At 37.6% G+C, this 20402-nt stretch carries 19 protein-coding genes; 8 read left to right on the forward strand and 11 right to left on the reverse strand.

All coding sequences use genetic code 11. The features are described 5' to 3' along the window. The 3 genes from VB694_RS15965 to VB694_RS15975 all read left to right on the forward strand — a co-directional run. Nucleotides 1–280, forward strand: a 280-nt coding sequence (locus tag VB694_RS15965; protein WP_323361319.1) for an Hsp70 family protein, incomplete at its 5' end; no start/stop codon positions are given. 348 nt (nt 281–628) lie between these two features. Beyond that, on the forward strand, nt 629–874 hold the full coding sequence (locus VB694_RS15970) for a hypothetical protein (protein ID WP_323361320.1): 246 nt from the start codon (nt 629–631) through the stop codon (nt 872–874). Between the two features lie 10 nt (nt 875–884). After that, nucleotides 885–1880, forward strand: coding sequence for a hypothetical protein (locus VB694_RS15975; protein ID WP_323361321.1), 996 nt, complete (start codon nt 885–887; stop codon nt 1878–1880). A gap of 75 nt (nt 1881–1955) precedes the next feature. On the opposite strand, the gene VB694_RS15980 is transcribed toward VB694_RS15975, so the two are convergent. Together VB694_RS15980 and VB694_RS15985 are read right to left on the reverse strand one after the other, a co-directional pair. Beyond that, nucleotides 1956–3464, reverse strand: a complete 1509-nt coding sequence (locus VB694_RS15980) for a UbiD family decarboxylase (RefSeq protein WP_323361407.1) — start codon at nt 3462–3464, stop codon at nt 1956–1958. 80 nt (nt 3465–3544) lie between these two features. After that, a complete protein-coding gene (locus VB694_RS15985) occupies nt 3545–4897 on the reverse strand; it encodes an N-acetylmuramoyl-L-alanine amidase (RefSeq protein ID WP_323361322.1) in 1353 nt (450 codons plus the stop codon). A gap of 137 nt (nt 4898–5034) precedes the next feature. Between VB694_RS15985 and dnaG the strand changes: the two genes are divergently transcribed. Continuing rightward, nucleotides 5035–6945, forward strand: a complete 1911-nt coding sequence (gene dnaG, locus VB694_RS15990) for a DNA primase (RefSeq protein ID WP_323361323.1) — start codon at nt 5035–5037, stop codon at nt 6943–6945. Between the two features lie 48 nt (nt 6946–6993). Next, on the forward strand, nt 6994–7602 hold the full coding sequence (locus tag VB694_RS15995) for a Uma2 family endonuclease (protein WP_323361324.1): 609 nt from the start codon (nt 6994–6996) through the stop codon (nt 7600–7602). 74 nt (nt 7603–7676) lie between these two features. On the opposite strand, the gene VB694_RS16000 is transcribed toward VB694_RS15995, so the two are convergent. The 6 genes from VB694_RS16000 to VB694_RS16025 form a co-directional block, all read right to left on the reverse strand. Beyond that, nucleotides 7677–8639 (reverse strand): acetamidase/formamidase family protein, encoded by a 963-nt coding sequence (locus tag VB694_RS16000; RefSeq protein ID WP_323361325.1) that lies wholly within the window; start codon nt 8637–8639, stop codon nt 7677–7679. A 74-nt stretch (nt 8640–8713) separates the two neighbouring features. Further along, nucleotides 8714–9310, reverse strand: a complete 597-nt coding sequence (ureG, locus tag VB694_RS16005) for an urease accessory protein UreG (protein WP_323361408.1) — start codon at nt 9308–9310, stop codon at nt 8714–8716. A gap of 151 nt (nt 9311–9461) precedes the next feature. Continuing rightward, the gene (locus tag VB694_RS16010) at nt 9462–10151 is read right to left on the reverse strand and encodes an urease accessory protein UreF (RefSeq protein ID WP_323361326.1); all 690 of its coding nucleotides are present in this window, start codon (nt 10149–10151) and stop codon (nt 9462–9464) included. Next, nucleotides 10126–10572 (reverse strand): urease accessory protein UreE, encoded by a 447-nt coding sequence (ureE, locus tag VB694_RS16015; RefSeq protein WP_323361409.1) that lies wholly within the window; start codon nt 10570–10572, stop codon nt 10126–10128. Before ureE ends, VB694_RS16010 begins: the two co-directional genes overlap by 26 nt. Before the next feature lie 139 nt (nt 10573–10711). Then, nucleotides 10712–11053: a cupin domain-containing protein gene (locus tag VB694_RS16020; RefSeq protein WP_323361327.1), complete on the reverse strand. Its 342-nt coding sequence runs from the start codon at nt 11051–11053 to the stop codon at nt 10712–10714. 319 nt (nt 11054–11372) lie between these two features. Further along, on the reverse strand, nt 11373–11777 hold the full coding sequence (locus tag VB694_RS16025; RefSeq protein ID WP_323361328.1) for a DUF2267 domain-containing protein: 405 nt from the start codon (nt 11775–11777) through the stop codon (nt 11373–11375). 978 nt (nt 11778–12755) lie between these two features. Between VB694_RS16025 and VB694_RS16030 the strand changes: the two genes are divergently transcribed. Beyond that, nucleotides 12756–12917 (forward strand): ribbon-helix-helix protein, CopG family, encoded by a 162-nt coding sequence (locus tag VB694_RS16030; protein WP_323361329.1) that lies wholly within the window; start codon nt 12756–12758, stop codon nt 12915–12917. 268 nt (nt 12918–13185) lie between these two features. After that, complete coding sequence (locus VB694_RS16035) at nt 13186–15771, forward strand: GAF domain-containing protein (RefSeq protein ID WP_323361330.1); 2586 nt, start codon at nt 13186–13188, stop codon at nt 15769–15771. Nucleotides 15772–15934: 163 nt separating this feature from the next. On the opposite strand, the gene VB694_RS16040 is transcribed toward VB694_RS16035, so the two are convergent. Then, on the reverse strand, nt 15935–17686 hold the full coding sequence (locus VB694_RS16040; protein ID WP_323361331.1) for an ABC transporter ATP-binding protein: 1752 nt from the start codon (nt 17684–17686) through the stop codon (nt 15935–15937). A 131-nt stretch (nt 17687–17817) separates the two neighbouring features. After that, a complete protein-coding gene (locus VB694_RS16045; RefSeq protein WP_323361332.1) occupies nt 17818–18447 on the reverse strand; it encodes a hypothetical protein in 630 nt (209 codons plus the stop codon). A 252-nt stretch (nt 18448–18699) separates the two neighbouring features. Here VB694_RS16045 and galE point away from each other — a divergent pair, with 252 nt between their 5' ends. After that, nucleotides 18700–19698 (forward strand): UDP-glucose 4-epimerase GalE, encoded by a 999-nt coding sequence (gene galE / locus VB694_RS16050; RefSeq protein WP_323361333.1) that lies wholly within the window; start codon nt 18700–18702, stop codon nt 19696–19698. 78 nt (nt 19699–19776) lie between these two features. Here galE and VB694_RS16055 read toward each other — a convergent pair whose 3' ends face one another. After that, nucleotides 19777–20367: a hypothetical protein gene (locus VB694_RS16055; RefSeq protein ID WP_323361410.1), complete on the reverse strand. Its 591-nt coding sequence runs from the start codon at nt 20365–20367 to the stop codon at nt 19777–19779. Nucleotides 20368–20402: the final 35 nt, after the last annotated feature.

Here is a 20402-nt window from a genome sequence, read left to right on the forward strand (position 1 = left end):
AGCTTATCAGGCTGAGAAGCAAATCAGAGACTTGGGAGATAAGGTGAGTGCTGCTGATAAAAATCGAGTTGAAGAGTTAGTCAAGAACTTACGGGAAGCTATCAATCAAGATAATTTTGACCGGGTTAAGTCTCTTAGCAGTGAATTACAGCAAGCCTTGATGCAAATTGGAACAGCAGTTTATGCCCAAGCAGGAAGTCGTGATGGCAGTAGTGGAGAATCACAAAGTAGTCGAGGTGAAGATGTGATTGATGCTGATTTTGTGGAATCTCAATCATAAAAACCAAGGATGAATCATAAATTACGAAGGATGAATAATTTCATCCTTCTATTTCATCCATGAGGAGGATGTTTTGAATATCTAAATTATGCGAATTTATCCAGATAATCAGTAGATACAGAGGAAGAAGTAAAAAGACTCAAATTAAATATAAGCGGAACAATCAAATCATAAGAGTTAAGATTGCTTCGCTGTTTATTGTTGACAATTAAAATTTTCATCCACTGCTTGGCTTGATTTTAAGGATTTGAATAGATTTGAATAAAATTTACACTAAAACATATACTGATGTAGTTTCATCTGCTTGAATAGCTATATTAAGATTATTGGAATGGGCAATTCTTGATTATGGCTACTAAAACCATTGATGTTAGAGAATATACTGTCAGAGCGCATAAAAGACAGATTCACACTCGCATTTTTAATTTTGTCTGTAAAGAATGTAATCAGGCGACAAAACGGGAAACTTTTGGACCTAGACCTTTATATTGTGAAAGCTGTCGTCCTCCTCAACCACCTAAAAAATCATTGCCGGAATCTAACAGAATGAAGCCTCGGGTGATGACTTACAAAAGTGATATTGATTTAGATTGATTGAAGTAATATGAATACGAAAGAACAATTACAACCTCCTTCAGAGGTATTTATTACGCCATTGTTGGAATTACGAGACTACTATGCTGGTCTTGCACAAGAGTACCAACGGCTATTTATAGAAGCGCGATCGCAATTGGATCATCTAGAAGCTTTGTTATCTCCTTGGTCCTATCATGAAGATCATGCAGAAATTTCACAATTAGAAGCTGTTGATCAAGAAAGTTCACGCTTGTTTTTATCATCAGATGACCGATCTGATTTAGACTTGTTGGAGTCTCTAGAATCAGAACCTTCGGACGCAAATAAATGGAAAACAAATGGCTCAAGTTCTGCTGCTACAAAATTAGAAACTTCTGATCTCAGAAATACACCTTCAGAGAGTTATGATCGTTTCACCAAGGGAGCAGAAATTCCCATGCTTCCTGAATATAAATCTCTGACTCGGATGGAAGCTCTAAAAATGCTATTGCATGAATATGTTGGTACTGTATGCCATATAGATTTTATTGTGCGATCGCTTTACGGTGATTTAGAGTCTACTATCTTTAAAATTGTCAAAGGTAGAGTGCAATCTTCTCTTACCCAAGGTAGAGAAAGGGGTTATTGGTCTGCTATTCCCAATGAACCTGGTTGTTATACTCTGGTTTTAAGTCTGTTAGCTCCAAATCATCAAAATGGCTCATCTTCCCGCGCTAAAAATAAACAGAAAAAGTCTTTTAGAACATCACAAACAAAAGATATAGCGATGCTCAAAGAATTTGATGGTCAATTTTTAATTGATGCTCTTACTTCTTTTTTAGATCAACATCGTGGTCGAGTTTTTGGTGTGAATGACATCATTAATGGCATTTATGGAGAACTTGATGATCAGGAAATTAGAGAGGTGAAAAACAAAGTTCTCAATGAATTATCTAGAGGTCATCGTACAGGTAGATTCTCTAGAGTTCCTAACCAAATCGGTTTCTATACTTGGGATGCAAGGATGATATCAAGAAGGGTTTAGGGATTGGGGATTGGGGATTGGGGATTGGGGAGATTTTTGTCTATTCCCTATTCCCTATTCCCTATTCCCTATTCCCTATTTCATGTCATAACCGAATAAATTGGGATCAACTTCTCCTAGTTTTAAATCTGCTAACCCGTATTCTGCCCAACGTCTTTCTACCATTGCGGCAATATCAGGATCTGACTCTAAAGGTTCACCCCATTCATGTTCTGTTTCTGGGGGCATTTTGGTAGTTGCATCTATTCCCATTCTTCCCCCTAAACCTAATTTCTCACTAGCAAAATCTAAGGTGTCAAAGGGAGTATTTGGTAATATGAATACATCTCGTGAAGGGTCAACTTTAGAACTAATTGCCCAAACTACTTGACGCGGATCACGAATGTTGATATCCTTGTCAACAACAATCACAAATTTAGTATATGTGAATTGGGGTAATGCACTCCAAAAAGCTAAAGCTGCTCTTCTTGCTTGTCCAGGGTATGCTTTATCAATAGAAATAATCGCTGCTTTGTAACTTAATGCTTCCATTGGTAGGAAGAAATCAACTATTTCTGATACTTGTTGCCGTAAAATAGGGGTATAGATACGGTTAAGTGCGATCGCCATCATTGCTTCTTCTTTGGGTGGACGACCGCTAAATGTGGTTAGATAAATCGGGTCTTTGCGATGGGTCATACACTGAAAACGCACCAAAGGCGAATCTTCCACACCGCCATAATATCCCATGTGATCCCCAAATGGTCCATCGGGTAAAACTTCCCCTGGGGTAATTGTTCCTTCTAAGACAAATTCTGAATCGGCGGGAACTTCCAAATCTACCGTTTTACACTTGGCTAATTGTACTCCAGAACCGCCATAAAGCCCCGCAAATAACCATTCTGATAAATCTACAGGAATGGGTGTGGCAGCTGCCATAATGATTAAAGGATCGACACCAAGAGCGATCGCAATTTCTAATTTTTTACCACGTTCGGCAGCTTTGCGTAAATGTCTTGCACCACCCCGCACTGATAACCAGTGTACGGTCATCGTATTATTAGATTGCAGTTGTAGCCGATACACACCTACATTTGGCGTTCCTGTTTCACAATCCTTAGTAATTACCAATCCTAGCGTGATAATCTTTCCGGCATCTCCCGGATAAGGACGTATTAAAGGTAACTTATTTAAATCTAAATCCTCACCTTCCACAACCACCTGCTGACAAGCGGGGAAAAAATCTCTTCCTGGTTTGGCTTTCAATACATCAAACAGCACCTTACCAAAGTCTATCGCTTGGGAAATCTTTTTTGGTGGTTTTGGTTGCTGAAGCATACTTAACTTCTTACCCAGAGTTTCCAACTCCTCTGGTTTTTCCATGTTCATAGCCCAGCATATCCTTTCCACAGTCCCCATTAAATTTACCGCAACGGGGAAAGATGCACCTTTGACATTTTCAAACAACAAACCGGGTCCACCTTTTTGCAGCATTCGGTTGGAAATCTCTGCAATTTCCATATCTGAATCAACTAAAGCCGAAATTCGCTTTAATTGTCCTCTTTCTTCCAGGATTTTAATAAATCCCCGTAAATCTCGCGCCATATCTCTAAGAGTTAAGAAGTGTAAAGTCTTCTTAATCTTAACTTGATCTTTGGATAGTTTTGGCGATCGCTCACTTCTGATCAAATCAATTTTGCTGATTCATAAAGTCGTTTAAACAAGGCTTTAACTTTAGTCCCATAATCTAAATCTGCTGACCATCTTCCTGATAGTTGATCAACCGAAGGAGCAACACCCCTAGTTACAAATCTAAACCGAGGATCTACTTCTTGTTGTACCAAAGGTTCTAAACTAGCGTAAGCTTTTAAATGTTGGATATGCGCTCTCACACCGATTCTGGCACTAGGAAAAGATGCAGCTTCAGATCCACCACCAATTGCTCCTAAACCAGCAAAGTTATTTTGTTGAGGTCTAATATCACTCCCAAAACGTAAAAATCCCGTTTCTAAACACATTTGAGAAAAGGCAATATCATGATTTACGCCTTCAATAGTTGCTTCTTCCCGATACAGTTTAGGAATATCAGGAAACTGCACCAGAGCATTTTCATTGTTATTCCTCAAAAAGAGTTGTAGCTGTACTTCTGTGGTATTACCATTAGAAATAATTTGGTTAATTTGTCCGGGACAAATGGTTAAAATGGAACGGAGTTGAAGAGTTCTAGTGGCACTATCCCAGGCAATAGAAATATTAAAATCTCGGAGTTCGATGGCTTTAATATAAACTATACGCCGATAAGTTACACGGTTAACATTAGGAGATTTTGATAAATCAATCCGCAACCGATCTACCAAATCAATGGGAATATAAGAATTACCATTAATTAATACACCTTGTTCTGGATAATTTTGCCCATTAATGTTAATATTAATGGGTGGATAATTTGGATCTACAGGAGTTCCCGGACTAGGATCAATTGCTCGACTCCAAGCTATTAATCCGTCAACAATTCCTAAAGCAAAATCACGACGACGAGTTTGTAATAAACTGCGATCATCTGGACTGCTGAGAAAGCCTACTTGCATGACTAAAGCCGGCAGAGTGGTTCGGCGACAGAATTGCAAACTACCTAAACCGCTGTCTGTATCCGGTCTAACTCCACGATTAGGTAATTGAGGCACACGGCGCAATAATCCCATTAGCAACATTTCTGCATTTTGCTTGCGTTGATCATTGTTACCAATGTAGTAAACACTAGCACCCCTAACACTTGGGCTACTAGCAGCATCAGCTTGAATTTCTGCGGCGACATCAGTGGAACGAGCGCGAGAATTAATCCAGGTAATAGTTTGGGCTGCACTTAAATCATCAGGAACAGCTAAAACTTCTACGGTACGCGCCCTGAGTTCTGTAACAATTAAATCTCGCAACAGAATCATTTCTTTGGCTTCAGTTGTACCACCTGCGATCGCACCAGGATCAATTCCGCTTGCTTCCCTACCACCATGAGCGGCCGAAATAAAAATACGTCCCATTTTGATTATTTTCCGTTGTTAAGCTCCAGCCTCTGCAATTTTAGCGATTATTCTGGGTTCGAGAACAAGAATTATAATAGTCATTGGTCATTGGTCATTAGTAAATACCTCTCCCCCAGTCCCCAGTCCCCAGTCCCATGCAAATCCCCCGTTTACATCCAGATACAATTGAAGAAGTTAAACACCGTGCTGATATTGTCGATGTTGTCTCAGAGTACGTAGTATTACGGAAGCAAGGAAAAGATTTTGTTGGGTTATGCCCTTTTCATGATGAAAAAAGCCCCAGTTTTTCAGTTAGTCCCAGCAAACAAATGTATTATTGCTTCGGTTGTCAAGCTGGAGGTAATGCCATTAAGTTTGTCATGGATTTGGGTAAACGCCAATTTATGGAAGTGGTTCTTGATTTAGCAAAACGTTATCAAGTACCTGTAAAAACCTTAGCGCCTGAACAAAGACAAGAATTACAACGTCAGTTATCTTTGCGTGAGCAATTATATGAAGTTTTAGCTTCCACAGCCCAATTTTATCAACACGCTTTGAGACAAAGTTTAGGACAACAAGCGATGCAATATTTACAACAGCATCGCCAATTGAAAGCCGAAACAATTCAACAATTTGGTTTAGGTTATGCTCCAGCAGGTTGGGAAACTTTGCATCGGTATTTAGTGGAAGATAAACATTATCCAGTACAGTTGGTAGAAAAAGCGGGTTTAATTAAACCCAGGAAAGAAGGGAGCGGTTATTATGATGTATTTCGCGATCGCTTAATGATTCCTATTCGTGATCTTCAAGGTAGAGTTATTGCTTTTGGTGGCAGAACTTTAACAGAAGAACAACCAAAATATTTAAATTCTCCAGAAACAGAATTATTTAGTAAAGGTAAAACCTTATTCGCATTAGATGAAGCTAAAGATGGTATTTCTAAATCTGATCAAGCCGTAGTTGTAGAGGGATATTTTGATGCGATCGCTCTCCATGCAGCAGGAATTAATAACGCCGTTGCTTCCCTGGGTACAGCATTAAGTATAGAACAAGTACGGCTATTATTGCGTTATTCAGATTCAAAACAATTAGTTCTCAATTTTGATGCAGATAAAGCCGGAATTAACGCCGCAGAAAGAGCAATTGGTGAAATTGCAACATTAGCATATAAAGGCGAAGTACAGTTAAAAATTCTCAATTTGCCTAATGGTAAAGATGCAGATGAATACTTACAAAATCATCCAGCAGAAGATTACCAGAAACTATTAGCAAATGCACCACTGTGGTTAAATTGGCAGATTGCAGAAATTATCAAAGATAAAGATTTAAAACAAGCTACAAACTTTCAACAAGTTACAAAAGAAATAGTTAAACTCTTGCAAAATATAGTTAATAGTGATACCCTAAATTATTATATTTCCTACTGTGCAGAAATCCTTAGTTTAGGGGATACTAGACTTATACCCCTAAGAGTTGAGAACCTATTAACTCAAATTGCACCTGCTAATGTGCAAGCTCCACCATCGCGCTTTCGCAAACAGGAGTCAAAAACGCCAAAGCTATCTCTAGTAACCACTGAACGCAGTTTATTAGAACGAGCAGAAGCTTTATTATTGCAAATTTATTTGCATTGTCCAGAACAACGTCAGGTAATAATTGATGAATTAGAAGAGCGAAATTTAGAATTTAGCCTTTCTCATCACCGCTTTTTGTGGCAACAGAGTGTAGAATTTGCCCTAGCAGAAGCTGATTTAATTTCTAATTTACAAAACAGGTATTTAGAATTAGGAGAAGATTTAACAATAGTTGCCCATTTATTTCATTTGAATGAGAAAAATAACAAAGAAATATTGCGTACTCCCCAAGTAGTTCAAGCAACCCTGGCTTGTATGGAAATAGTTTTAAGAGAAAACCGTTATCGTCATTTTATAGAACTGTGGGAGAAAATTGATCCACAATCAGAACCAGAAAAAGATAAATTATATTATGATAATGCTATGGCTGAAAAAAGACGGATACAAGAATTAGATAAACAACGGCAATTTTCGATAGCAGAATTATTTTAATCCTGTAAATATTGAAATCCTGAAATCTTCATTGAGACAAATAAACCTATGAAACTGCAAACTACTATCCAAGAAATCAAAACTGTTAAAGCCTACTATACTCCAGAAGAATATTTAGAACTGGAAGAAAAATCAGAGCATAAAAATGAATATAGAGATGGAGAAATTATACCCATGACTGGTGGAACAACAAACCATAATAAACTTGCTGGTAACTTTTATATTTGTTTGAATTTAGCGTTAGATGATTTAGACTATGAAGTTTATATTGGAGATGTAAAACTGTGGATACCACGTTATCAGGAATTTACCTATCCTGATGTCATGGTCATAGAAGGTGAACCTATTTATTATAGTACAAATACCACAATTGTCACCAATCCTTTATTAATTGCCGAAGTTTTATCTAAATCTACAAAAGACTATGACCGGGGTGATAAATTTCTTTATTATCGTTCAATTCCCGAATTTAAAGAATATATTTTGATTGATCAAACTCAATATTATGTAATGCAATATGCCAAAAATAATGAAAATCAATGGCTTTTGACAGAGTATGAAACAGAAGAGGCTATTTTAAAACTTTCATCAATTAATATCCAATTGTCTTTGAAGCAATTATATAAAAAAGTTAACTTTTTGGAAAAAATAGGGTAATATCTTGTATATCTCGTTCCCAGTCTGAGACTGGGAATGCTATTAAGAGGTTCTACCTCTGCTTTACTATTCACCTATAACCTTATTTTGGAAAAAATTGATTTAGATAACATTCCATGTACCCCCTTATGTGGACTATTGACAACTTGAGTAATATGGAAATTCACAGCTAAACTACATAAAACATAAGCATCTTCTGGTGATAAATTGGTGAAACGTTCTAAAAAATCAATCATATTTTTTAAAGCCAATTCCAAAGCATCATCTAAAGTTTCTGCAAAACCCATTGTGATGAAATCTGTAGGTGTTTCTGCGATTGGTGTTTTCAGTTGTAAATCTTTACGGAGGATGAGTTTAATTCTGCCATTCATAGATGTTTCCAGAGCAGTTACATTGACTTCACCATCACCTTGTGCAGAATGTCCATCACCCAGAGAAAATAATGCACCGGGAAGATATATTGGTAAAAATAACCTTGAACCAGCTTGTAATTGACGGTTGTCAATGTTTCCACCATAAGCACCGGGAGGTATGGAATTACGAGAGTTTTCTGGTGTAGCGACTCCTAAAATGCCAAAAAAAGGTGTGAGGGGAATTTTGATATTTGAACCTAGTGGGAATTCTGCAAAATTATTTTTTAAATCGAGGGGAATAAATCTTAATGCAGCTTCAGTAAACTGCTGTGGTAATGCTCCCCAACCTTCACGAATAGCGTTAAAACCAACAGGTAGACTGGGTGAAATTGCTTCTAATTGTACTTCTAAAACATCTCCTGGTTCTGCATTTTGGATGTAAATTGGACCAGTGAGTAAATGGGGTCCAGTAGCTATTTTCCTTTCTGGTGGTAAATTTTCACAGATATCAATAAATTCAGGAGTGAGAAACTCTGGTGGTGCTTTGTCATAAATGTAATAACCTGTATAAGTTTCTACGTCTATAGTGTCATGGGAATTTACAAACAGTGCTGGTTCTAATAAATGAGAAAAACCGCCTAAATGTACAGTTTCTTTGGTGGCTTTTAAAATGTGATGAGTCATTTGATTTTGGATTTTGGATTTTGGATTTTCATATTCATATCCCGCTAAATATACCTGAAAGCAGGTAATTTCAATTAGCAAATTTGTGTGGTAATGAATTGAATCACATCCGCTAATCCAGTTTTGGTTTTTAAGTTTGTGAAAATGAAGGGTTTATCACCACGCATTTTTTTTGAGTCTCTTTCCATCACATTTAAATCAGCACCGACATAGGGTGCAAGGTCAGTTTTATTAATGACTAATAAATCTGATTTAGTGATACCTGGACCACCTTTGCGGGGAATTTTATCACCAGCAGCAACGTCTATGACATAGATAGTTAAATCTACTAATTCGGGACTAAAAGTAGCCGCTAAATTATCACCACCACTTTCTAAAAAGACTAAATCTAAATCTGTAAATTTTTCTTCTAGTTGTTCAATTGCTGCTAAATTCATGGAAGCATCTTCACGAATAGCTGTATGGGGACAACCTCCTGTTTCTACTCCCAAAATGCGATCGCTTTCCAACGCTTGAGAACGTACTAAAAATTGAGCATCTTCTTGAGTGTAAATATCATTGGTAACAACCGCTAATTTATATTTTTCTCTCAGTGCTTTACACAAAGCATCTACTAAAGCCGTTTTTCCAGAACCTACAGGACCAGCTACCCCAATTCGATAAGCATTCATAAAATTAGTCATTAGTTATTGGTCATTAGTCATTCTCACCTATTCCCTTCTTTCTGTCACCTATTCCCTTCTTTCTGTCACCTGTCACCTGTCACCTGTCACCTGTCACCTGTCACCTGTCACCTATTCCCTTCTTTCTGTCACCTTTCTTCTAACTTCTAAACAACCTAGTATATTGGGTTTCGTGCTGCATACTAGCTAAAGATAAACCCCAACTACAACAAGCTAGATTATCATCTTCTAGGGTGATAATTTCAGACATGGACACATTTAATAATGTTTGTAATCCTAATAATAATTCTTGTCCAGCAGTTTGACCAAGAGGAATAAGTTTAACTCCCGCAGTAATTAAATTATTTGCCCAACTATGCAGATATGCTAATAATGCAGCATGAGTGTTAATTTGCCAATGAGCGCAAGCAATACCAAAAGCGATCGCATAATTGCAAGGATAACCCACAGCGGTAGCTAATGGTAAAGTTTCCGGTGCGAGTTTAGTTAATAATTGTAAGAGCGATCGCCCCATTTGCCAACTAGCAGCCCGTAATTCTTCTGTATCTCTCACCGCAGATAACCACAAATTCCATCGTTTTAAATCTTCTAAATTACCAATTCTCGCAGCTTCTAAAGCTCTGATCATCACAGCCCCATCTATGCGAATTGAGCCATAATTTAACTCAGCTTCTAACCAATTTTTTAGGCTATTAGTATTATTAATAGTCCCCTTATCTACCAACATTTCTAAACCTTCTGAATAGCTATAAGCTCCCACAGGTAAAGCTGGACTAGCCAATTGTAAAATAGATAAAAAATGGCTATGAGTGAGAGTGATTGTTTCCATAAGCTCCTAATTCTGGTTGAAAAGGTACAACTTCTTCCTTGATTTTTAAACCCAATTTTTCCAACATCGTGTGTAAAACTGAATCGGGAGATAAGCGTAAATAATTTGGCGTAATTTCCATAGGTACATGACGATTACCCAAATGATAAGCAGCCCTTAATAACAGTAAAGGTGTGTGTGCAATCACAGTTAAAACAGGTTCAGGTTTAGCAACAATTCTGATGAAATTGATTTGATTATCATCTGCAAGAATATCACCATTATGTAAAACTGTACCTCTTGGTAAACGCAAAAATATTTCCTTCCCATCTTCCAATTTAAACCGATGACGGCTACGGGTGCGTTCTTCTGCGGTAAGTGGTAGAGTGAAATTAACCACAGCATTAACATCAGGTGGTTTCAGTCGCGTTAACGTCAGCATCATTAAGGAAATCAATTATAGATATCTTTGTGAATTTTAAGCCCTGAAGGTGCAACAAAACAACAAAAATCTAAAAAAACGAAATCCCCAACTTCTCAAAGAAATCGGGGATATACATCCTATTCTGCACCTTTTATATTTAACCCTCATCCCTAGCATGAACTTGAGCCGGTGGACTAGTTGCTTCCACCGCTGTAAATGGTTGCAGAATTCTATAAGAATGAATTGCTCCTTTTGGTACAACCCAAGAACTGCCTTTTTCCAGTAAAATGGTTTGTCCCGCAATATCTAATTCGGCTTGGCCATTAATTACATAGCCAACAGTTTCATATTCCCTTTGAGTTGGTACTTTTTCCTCTCCAGGTTCTTCGTCTTCCCATAGTCGCATCGCCACAGTTTTACCGGATGCAAGATACTTTTGACCGAGTTGACCTTTTGGGGAATAGGCAGAATCTACTTTTTTAACACTGGTGTCATTCATAATAGTTTAGGCTACAAAAAGCATTAAATTTGAAGTATTTTGAACTGGACTTTAGAGGGTGTTTGAAAAGTCTAAATTCATACATTCCTTGGCGATTAGAAATCGCTTAATAGTATTTTTTCTCTAGTTAATTCTAAAATTAAACTTCTTAAACTTACCTGGTGATTTTAGAAAGACAGTAAGTATTCAGCTATAGCAATCGTACCCAGATCCCCGACTTCAGCAGATCAATTTATCATTTATGGACACAATAAACAAAAGAAGTCGGGGATCTTATCGCCTCAGATGAATTCTTACGAAAGACATCTCCAATTGACTGTTATACTGCTGGCATTTCACTTGTTGATGAAGTAGTAAATAATTCCTCATAATCATGTGAAAAATAAGCGCGAAATTTCTTGAACTTCTCTGGAGTCACAGCATTTTGCAAAACAGCAAAAACAGCCCGCACGTGCATTGCAGTTGTAGTTGGTTCTATGTTTTCTTTTTGACTAGTACGCTCAATAAACTCTTGTAGATGAAAAGATTCACTAGTGTCTGTGTCTATTTTATGTAAACATTCACTTAGTTCTGATGGAATTTCTCCAGCTATTTCTTGTGCTTCATCCCCAGGAATAAGTTCTTTCAGAGTTTCTAATGTTGCACGAGTAGCAATTTCTGCTTCTTCACGGGAATTTGATTGAGCTAGGCTTTGTACATGGGTAATGAACTCTGTATATTCCACCTTATTGCCTCCTATTACTTAGCTTAAATTCAATTAGTTTATGTATCATTAAAAAGAAAATAATTAATCATTAATTGCCATTTATTTAACCTCAAATAACTCAAAGAGAATAACTAAAATTGATGTTCATGACATTTCTTAATTTAATTGAATACTTACATTACAAACTTCATGCTCAAGGAATATATTATTTATAACTAAAGTAATAAATTTAATAATTTAAATAAATAATAAATTTTTAGTTATTTGTAGTTATTTAGTTAGATATTATCTAGTATTTATATAATATATAACTGTAAATAGATAAACACAGAGTAAATACTATGCTTGTTACTCTGTGCATTTAATTTTGGTGATTGGGGCAAATGCACCCTGACATCGTAACGCCCTTTGCTTCTTATCAGTTAATCTTAATTTTCTTATATTAGTATTCATCTGTCCTACGACTGGTTTAAATTTGTGATTTTTTGATTAGGATTATGCCTTTTTATAGTGGTTGTATTAATGGGTTATTTTGTAATTTTATTGTCGTAAGAATTTAGATGAGGCGATAAGATCCCCGACTTCTTTTGTTTATTGTGTCCATAAATGATAAATTGATCTGGTGAAGTCGGGGATCTGGATATGAACGATTGCTCTAGCTGAATACTTACTTATTGTCTAATTTCCTTCTTCATCCTGATGCCAATTCTTTGTGATAGTTTGCGTAGCGTAGCCATAGCTGCAAATTAACAGCAATTGAATGTTCATCTAAATTTTTCTATTTTTACGTATTAATACTGTTACTTAGGCGTGCATGGAATTACTGTTTAATACATAATTTCATGTTTAACATGATACAAATTTTGCATTTTATTTATATTAATTATACTTATACTGAGGCTATTGAATCTATTTACAATAAAATAACCTGTTCCTCTTTCATAGAATTGGCAGATCCACTAAAATCAAGATACCTCATTTATTGGTATCTCAAATATGCCTAAACCTGAAATATATATCACTTTTAGACTGACTCAGCCAGAGAAAGATTTACTCCGGGAGTATTGTGAACAAACACGCAGAAACCAAACAGATGTGTTACGAGAATTGATACGGGGGTTAAAACGTCGAATCAAAAGAACAAATGAAGAGATTTAAAAGCTGCTTAATATTCCTATATAATGATTGGTAAATCTTTCTGCTTTCACAGATGGGATTGGTAACTATGCGAGTAGGTTTTAACTCTCATTTGAGCGATCAATTTTTTAGCCTTTCTCCCCCACAGGATGACCAGGGCTAAATAATCCGATTAGTAAACAGGAGACACTATCAAACAATGATAGTTACAAGCAAAACGTAACATAATAAATTTCCTAGCCCAATTGAGCTTTCGTAAATTCTAAATCCTACTATATCAAATAAAGTTATGTCAGTGCAAAAACCAAATGCTGAAGAGACCATTGATGTAATTGTCAATGTTAACAACCACGAAACATATCAGGTACAAACAAACTCTTCACCCGTAGTTAGTCTCGCTACAAGAAAAGGCACAATTTCCCAATTTCTTGCTCCCTTAACCCAGGATACTTTTAAACAGGTCGTTCAAGAAGTTGAGCATAAATTGACAATTGTTAATGAAACCTTATCCATGTTGGATTATCAAGGTTTTGAAACAATTCTTCAGGAAATGCTGCATTCGATTACCTTGAAAACAGGGGAATTACTAGGAGCAGATCGGACAACCATATTTTTATTAGATGAGAAAAAACAAGAACTTTGGTCTATTTTAGCTGAGGGAGAAAGTAAGCGACCATTGGAGATTAGGATTCCATCTGATAAAGGTATTGCTGGGGAAGTTGCAACTTTGAAAAAAGTAGTCAATATCGCCTATGATTTTTATAATGATGCGCGGTCAAAATTTGCTCAAGAACAAGATAAAAGGAATGGCTACCGTACCTACACAATGTTAGCTTTACCGCTGTTAAATGAAGATGGAAAATTAGTAGCGGTAGTCCAATTATTAAACAAATTAAAATACCTACATAACCCTGATGATCCGTTGTCAGAACGTATTGATAACAGGGGTTTTAGTAGTGCTGATGAAAAATTATTCCAGGATTTTGCTCCTTCAATTCGCCTGATTTTAGAATCGTCTCGCTCGTTTTATTTAGCGACACAAAAACAAAGAGCGGCAGCTGCTTTGATGAAGGCAATTAAGTCTTTAAGCCAAAGCAGTTTGGATTTAGAAGATACCCTAAAACGGGTAATGGATGAAGCCAAAGAATTAATGAATGCAGATCGCAGCACACTGTGGTTAATAGATCGAGATCGCCAGGAATTATGGACAAAAATTACTCAAGATAATGGCACAACTAAAGAATTAAGAGTTCCCGTAGGTAAAGGTTTTGCTGGGATAGTTGCTGTATCTGGAAAAATATTAAATATTCCCTTCGATTTATATAAACATCCAGACTCAGAAACTGCCCAAAAAATGGATCAAGAAAATGGCTATCGCACCTGTAGCCTCTTGTGTATGCCAGTATTTAATAGTGATCAAGAATTGATTGGTGTCACGCAATTAGTTAATAAAAAGAAAGTAGGAGAATTTCCACCTTATAATCCCGTTCTTTGGCCTGAATCTCCTGAGTGTTTTAAAGCTAGTTTTGACAGAAATGATGAAGAGTTTATGGAATCTTTTAACATTCAAGCCGGGGTAGCATTACAAAATGCTCAGTTGTTTGCAAAAGTTAAACAACAAGAACAAATGCAACGGGATATTTTACGGAGTCTTTCTAATGGTGTAATTTCTTCCAATAAAGCTGGATATATTATCACGGCTAATGAAAGTGCTAAACGCTTGCTAGGTTATTCTACAGAAGCACGGTTAGAAGGGCAACTAGTGAATAATGTTGTCAATATTAAAGAGGGAGATTTTAGTAAATGGTTTGCAGATGCTTTACACCCAAATGAGCCGAAAAATAAACAGCAATATTATCCAGATCGAACACTTTTAACCACAAGCCAAGAACAACACAGTGTGAATTTATCACTCAATTCTATTGCTGATGCTGGGGATGAAAATAAGGTGTGTGGTGCATTGGTAGTGATGGACGATATCAGTGACGAAAAGCGGCTGAAAAGCACCATGTATCGTTACATGACTCAGGAATTAGCAGAAGAACTGCTCAAATTAGATGATGCTAAATTGGGGGGCGATCGCAAAGAAGTTACTATTTTATTCTCAGATATTCGTGGTTATACCACACTCACAGAAAACATGGAAGCTGAAGCCGTGGTGGGTATGCTCAATGAATATTTTGAATCAATGGTAGAAGCTGTATTTAAACATAAAGGCACTCTCGATAAATATATTGGTGATGCCATTATGGCTGTCTTTGGCTCTCCTTTACCCTTAGCAGAACACGCAAGAATGGCAGTAGAAACTTCTCTAGAAATGCGCCATCGGTTAGAAGAATTAAATAAAAGTCGTGAAGCTGATCAAAAGTCAAGAATCAAAATTGGTATTGGCATTAATTCCGATATCGTCATTAGTGGCAATATCGGCTCTAGTAAGCGGATGGAATTTACTGCTATTGGTGATGGTGTTAACCTTGGTTCTCGACTAGAAAGTGTCAGTAAACAGTATGGTTGCGATATCATTATCAGCGACAATACATATAAATTCTGTCAAAATGATATTTGGGCTAGGGAACTAGATTTCATTCGTGTGAAAGGCAGAAATGAACCTGTATCCATCTATGAATTGCTCAGTATGCGTTCTGATCCCATTAGTTCTACTAAACACGAATTAATTGAGCATTATCATAAAGGACGTGAGTATTATCTTCAACGGCAATTTGCTCTTGCTCAAACTGAGTTTGTCAAAGCCTTAACTGCCGATAATAATGACAAAGCCTCAATGTTATATCTAGGTCGTTGTCAACATTGGTTACAATCACCCCCAACAGATGCTACTTGGGATGATGGTGTTTGGACATTTAATGAAAAATAAGCTTTGGTAATTGGGGAAAATATTCCATCTGTTCCCCGACTTATCGAAAAAGTTGGGGATCTTAATTTTTCTTACCTTGAGAGTTTCAGATCCCCGACTTCTCTAAGAAGTCGGGGATCTTGTTGTTAAGAAATTATCTAGGATTCCTATATTACTAATTACCCTATCTGAGTAACTCCTCTACTTGATGCTGACTCCACAATTTTTTGTATAATCCTGGCTGTTCAACAAGTTCTGTATGTTTTCCTATTTGGACAATTTTACCCCTGTCCATGACCATAATTCTCTCCGCAGTAGCAGCAGCAGAAAGTTGATGGGTGATGAAAATCACGGTTTTCTGTTGAGTACCACTAGAGAGATTTTTGAGAATTTGGGTAGCTGTTTGATTATCGACGCTGGAAAGGGCATCATCTAAAATTAAAATTGGGGCATCAATTAACATCGCTCTAGCTAAAGCTGTACGTTGTCGCTGACCACCGGAAAGCGTAATTCCCCTTTCACCCACAATAGTTTCATATTGCTGGGGAAAATTATTAATTTCAGCTTCAATTTGAGCCAGATGGGCAACTTTTTCCACGCTTTCTTGTTCGCGGATAGGATCACCGTAACGGATATTATTTTGAATCGTGGTACTAAATAAAAAGCTATCTTGAGGTACGTAAGCGATCGCTCCTCGTAAATCATTTAAAGCTATTTTGGTAATATCCAACCCATCTAAAAATAATTGTCCCTCTTCAATCTCTAACAACCGAGGTAAAGCATTAGCTAAAGTTGATTTTCCTGAACCAATAGCGCCAACAATAGCGACAAGTTCTCCAGGAAAAATAGTAAAGTTAATATCATCTAAAGCGGGGATATTAGCATTAGGATAAGTGTAACTAAAATTTTTAGCTATTACTTCCCCTTTAATCGCATTTGTTGGTAGAGAAATAGCATCCGGTGGATCTTGGATTTTTGGAGTTACACTCAAAATTGATTCTAGTCGATCAATACTAACTTCACCTCTTTGGTAAGTAGTAATTGTAAATCCTAGTAAAGCCGTGGGGAAAACTAAACGCTCTACATAAATCAACAAAGCTAGAAAATCGCCTACAGCCAAAGAACCAGAAGATATCCGCATTGTTCCCAACCAAATAATAATCAGGGAACTGATATTAGCCAAACCACCAATGAGAGGAAATAGAGTATTTCTGGTGCGTGCTAATGTGAGATTAGCTGTTAATAAATCCTGATTTTTCTTTTGGAAAGCTCGACGCTCATTATCTTCTTGAGCGTAAATTTTAATCAAAGAAATACCGCTAATATCTTCCTGAATGAGTTCGCTAATATCTGAAAGTTGTTCTTGTAAAGCAGCTTGTTGTGTCCGTAAGCGATTACTAAACAAATGCACCAACAAAAACATAAACGGATAAACTGCTAGAGAAGCTAAAGTTAGATCCACACTAATGGATAGCATCACTGGCAGCGTCAGAGTATAAGCAAAAAAAGTATTTGCCAAACTCAAGACAGCAAAACCCAATAACCGCCGGATATTTTCCACATCACTAGTAGCCCGACTAATTAAATCACCAGGAGTATTATTAGCAAAATAAGCCGGTTCGAGTTTTAGTAAATGCTGAAAAATCCGCTGTTTCAGTTCAAATTCTACTTGGCGACCCACACCAAAAATCCAGATGCGGGAAGCCATACGCATCATCCACATTGCGGAACTGAGCGCAATAATTATAAGTACATAACGTAGTACCTGATCCAAGCTAAAAGTTGTTGAAAGTGTATCTACCCCAGAGCGAATCAGCAAAGGGATATAAACGCCCAACCCATTGACAGACAATAAGGCAATAATGCCTAAAGCAGTCTCCCGCCAATGGGGACGTAGGTAACTACCGAGTTTAGCAAGCCGTCGAGATTGTGCCATTCAAGCAATTTTACAACTTTATCATCCTAACTAGCAAAAGGCATTGGGCAAAAGGCATTGGGCAAAAGGCAAAAGTTGATTATTTTTCTCCTGACTCCTCGATTTCCTGAACTCCTTCTTCTGCCTCCTGATCAAGAGCGTCCACGCAAGAAAACGTAAATCTGGTTAAGATAACTTTCCCAAACTTGGGTTGTGAGTTGCAGGGTTTCCGCATTGGGTACAAAATCTTCCACACGCAACCCACGGGTAGTAATGGCTTGAGGATTTTGGAGAAGATAGGATGGGATTTTTATATCTCCCACAGGTAGGATGCCATTTACTCTCACATCTGAGATGTTATTTGAGGTAGTCATAGCTGGACCAAAAGCTATCAAAGCCGGAGGAGGCATCATAGCTGCAACAGGTGATCTCACTAAAAAATAAGCAATAGCTGGTGTACTAGCCAACAACAAAATTGTCAACGCCCAACCTAACAAATAGCCTCCTGGTTTATCTATTGCACCCCCTTTGATTTTTTGGGCGGCGAGAATCAACATTAAAGCGGATGCTCCCAAAGGCTTGAGAGGAAAAGATATAAACCGCCACAGGGAAGCTACCGCTGGTTCACTAGGATTTAAAAATGCCAAAGCTAAAACAACTAGTACAAGCACCAACACAAATCTTCCTACAAAGCTTACTGCTGGGTAGAATCGTTGGAACAAAGAATAGGCAACAACGCCAATTAACAGCCACAGTAAGACCCGGCTTAGTAATTGAAACATAGATTCACTCTCTAATTTTCTCGTGCGGCTGGTCTAAAGGATAGGGGAAATGGGTTTATTTTATCGTCAAACTGGAGTTTCTTAGTGACTTAAAAATAACTCAAACCTCACGCACACAGACTACCGTCGTAGTGATTTTAGTGCAATTTTTTGACTCTGAGTGTATTATTTGGAATTTTTCCAAAGACTAACCTAGCACCAGTGGACTAAATTAATTGAGTAGTCGTTGTTAATTCGTGGAAAGGAAAAAATATGTCGCCGCAAAAGCCTACCATTTTGGTAACAGGGGGAGCAGGTTATATTGGTTCTCATGCAGTGCTGGCTCTAGTCCAAGCTGGTTATCAGGTGAAAATCCTTGATAATCTTGTCTATGGGCATCGTGATTTAGTAGAACAGGTCTTACAGGTAGAACTGATTCAAGGTGATATAGAAGATCGTCATCTGTTGGATCATCTCTTTCAAACCCATAACATCGCCGCAGTTATGCACTTTTCTGCCTATGCTTATGTGGGTGAATCAGTAAATAACCCAGCTAAATATTATCGCAATAACGTTGTGGCAACTCTGACACTTTTGGAAGCAATGCTATCCGCATCCATTAGGAATTTTGTCTTTTCTTCCACCTGTGCTACCTACGGAGTACCACAATTTATCCCCATCACTGAAGACCATCCCCAAAATCCTATTAACCCCTATGGCGCTACTAAGCTGATGGTAGAAAGGATTCTCTCTGATTTTGATGTGGCTTATGGTTTAAAATCGGTGCGTTTCCGCTATTTTAATGCTGCTGGTGCTGATCCTAGTGGCTTATTAGGAGAGGATCACGATCCAGAAACTCATTTAATTCCTTTGGTATTACAAACAGCTTTAGGCAACAGGAAATCCATTTCTATTTTCGGTACTGATTATCCCACCCCTGATGGTACTTGTATTCGTGATTATATTCACGTGAGTGATTTAGCTACTGCCCATATTTTAGGGTTGGAATATCTACTCCAAGGTGGTGAAAGTGAAGTTTTCAATTTAGGCAATGGTAACGGTTTTTCTGTTAAAGAAGTTATTGCTGCTGCGGAGGAAGTTACAGGGATAAATATACCTGTGCAAGAGTGCGATCGCCGTCCCGGTGATCCTCCTTCTCTTATTGGTAGCAGTGAAAAAGCCAGAAAAATATTAAATTGGCAACCTCAATATCCTGGTATTCAAGATATTGTCACTCACGCTTGGAACTGGCATCAAAAAAGGCATAAGTAGGGACTGGGGACTGGGGACTGGGGACTGGGGACTGGGGGAAGAACTATTTTGGATTTTCCCTATTACCTTATTTACAAATTACGAATTACCCCTCATAGTTTGCACTAAAAAAACTACAATACCTATAGATAACAGTAAAATTGCCACGATAATTATAGGCTGTGCAGAACTTACTGCCGCAGCTTGTTGTTGATTTATATCAGTTACATTTTCTCCTGCTTGTGTTGCTGCTACTGCTTTACCTGCGGCCACGGTGACTTGAAACTTTAACTCAAAAGGTCGAAAACTCTCATCTGTCGCTGGTTTACCTCTCAGTTGCAGTTCATAAACTCCTGGTTTGGGAAAAGTAATTTCTGCCCCCGGTATGCCTTGATACCTCTCAGCATTAACTGGTTTTAAGGGAGGTTCAAGCAGTGCGGGTTCTCCTGGTGTATGAGGTTCGGCATAAATAGCCAATTGACAATTACACTCTTTTAAGGGTAAAACTTTTCCACCCTTACGAGTCAAAGCAAACCAAGTTTCCGCAGATTCACCAGCACGGGGATTATCATTGGGTTCAATGTGAATAGTACCACCAATATCACCTGATATTTTTACCGTATGGGCAGAAGCAACAGGAATAGATGTAAATGATAGAAATAATAAAAGTGGTAATAATCTGTAATTCATAATTAAATAGGGAACAGGGAACAGGTAACAGGGAA

The sequence above is a fragment of the Anabaena sp. UHCC 0451 genome, assembly GCF_034931405.1.
GTDB lineage: Bacteria > Cyanobacteriota > Cyanobacteriia > Cyanobacteriales > Nostocaceae > RDYJ01.

Excerpts from the sequence above, each read along its gene's own strand:
- VB694_RS16030 (WP_323361329.1), top strand. The coding sequence starts at position 12,756 with ATGCCTAAACCTGAAATATATATCACTTTTAGACTGACTCAGCCAGAG.
- VB694_RS16055 (WP_323361410.1), bottom strand. The coding sequence starts at position 20,367 with ATGAATTACAGATTATTACCACTTTTATTATTTCTATCATTTACATCT.
- VB694_RS15980 (WP_323361407.1), bottom strand. The coding sequence starts at position 3,464 with ATGGCGCGAGATTTACGGGGATTTATTAAAATCCTGGAAGAAAGAGGA.
- VB694_RS16045 (WP_323361332.1), bottom strand. The coding sequence starts at position 18,447 with ATGTTTCAATTACTAAGCCGGGTCTTACTGTGGCTGTTAATTGGCGTT.
- ureE (WP_323361409.1), bottom strand. The coding sequence starts at position 10,572 with ATGCTGACGTTAACGCGACTGAAACCACCTGATGTTAATGCTGTGGTT.
- VB694_RS16035 (WP_323361330.1), top strand. The coding sequence starts at position 13,186 with ATGTCAGTGCAAAAACCAAATGCTGAAGAGACCATTGATGTAATTGTC.
- VB694_RS15970 (WP_323361320.1), top strand. The coding sequence starts at position 629 with ATGGCTACTAAAACCATTGATGTTAGAGAATATACTGTCAGAGCGCAT.
- VB694_RS15985 (WP_323361322.1), bottom strand. The coding sequence starts at position 4,897 with ATGGGACGTATTTTTATTTCGGCCGCTCATGGTGGTAGGGAAGCAAGC.
- VB694_RS16040 (WP_323361331.1), bottom strand. The coding sequence starts at position 17,686 with ATGGCACAATCTCGACGGCTTGCTAAACTCGGTAGTTACCTACGTCCC.
- galE (WP_323361333.1), top strand. The coding sequence starts at position 18,700 with ATGTCGCCGCAAAAGCCTACCATTTTGGTAACAGGGGGAGCAGGTTAT.
- VB694_RS16000 (WP_323361325.1), bottom strand. The coding sequence starts at position 8,639 with ATGACTCATCACATTTTAAAAGCCACCAAAGAAACTGTACATTTAGGC.
- VB694_RS15995 (WP_323361324.1), top strand. The coding sequence starts at position 6,994 with ATGAAACTGCAAACTACTATCCAAGAAATCAAAACTGTTAAAGCCTAC.
- VB694_RS16020 (WP_323361327.1), bottom strand. The coding sequence starts at position 11,053 with ATGAATGACACCAGTGTTAAAAAAGTAGATTCTGCCTATTCCCCAAAA.
- ureG (WP_323361408.1), bottom strand. The coding sequence starts at position 9,310 with ATGAATGCTTATCGAATTGGGGTAGCTGGTCCTGTAGGTTCTGGAAAA.
- dnaG (WP_323361323.1), top strand. The coding sequence starts at position 5,035 with ATGCAAATCCCCCGTTTACATCCAGATACAATTGAAGAAGTTAAACAC.
- VB694_RS16010 (WP_323361326.1), bottom strand. The coding sequence starts at position 10,151 with ATGGAAACAATCACTCTCACTCATAGCCATTTTTTATCTATTTTACAA.
- VB694_RS15975 (WP_323361321.1), top strand. The coding sequence starts at position 885 with ATGAATACGAAAGAACAATTACAACCTCCTTCAGAGGTATTTATTACG.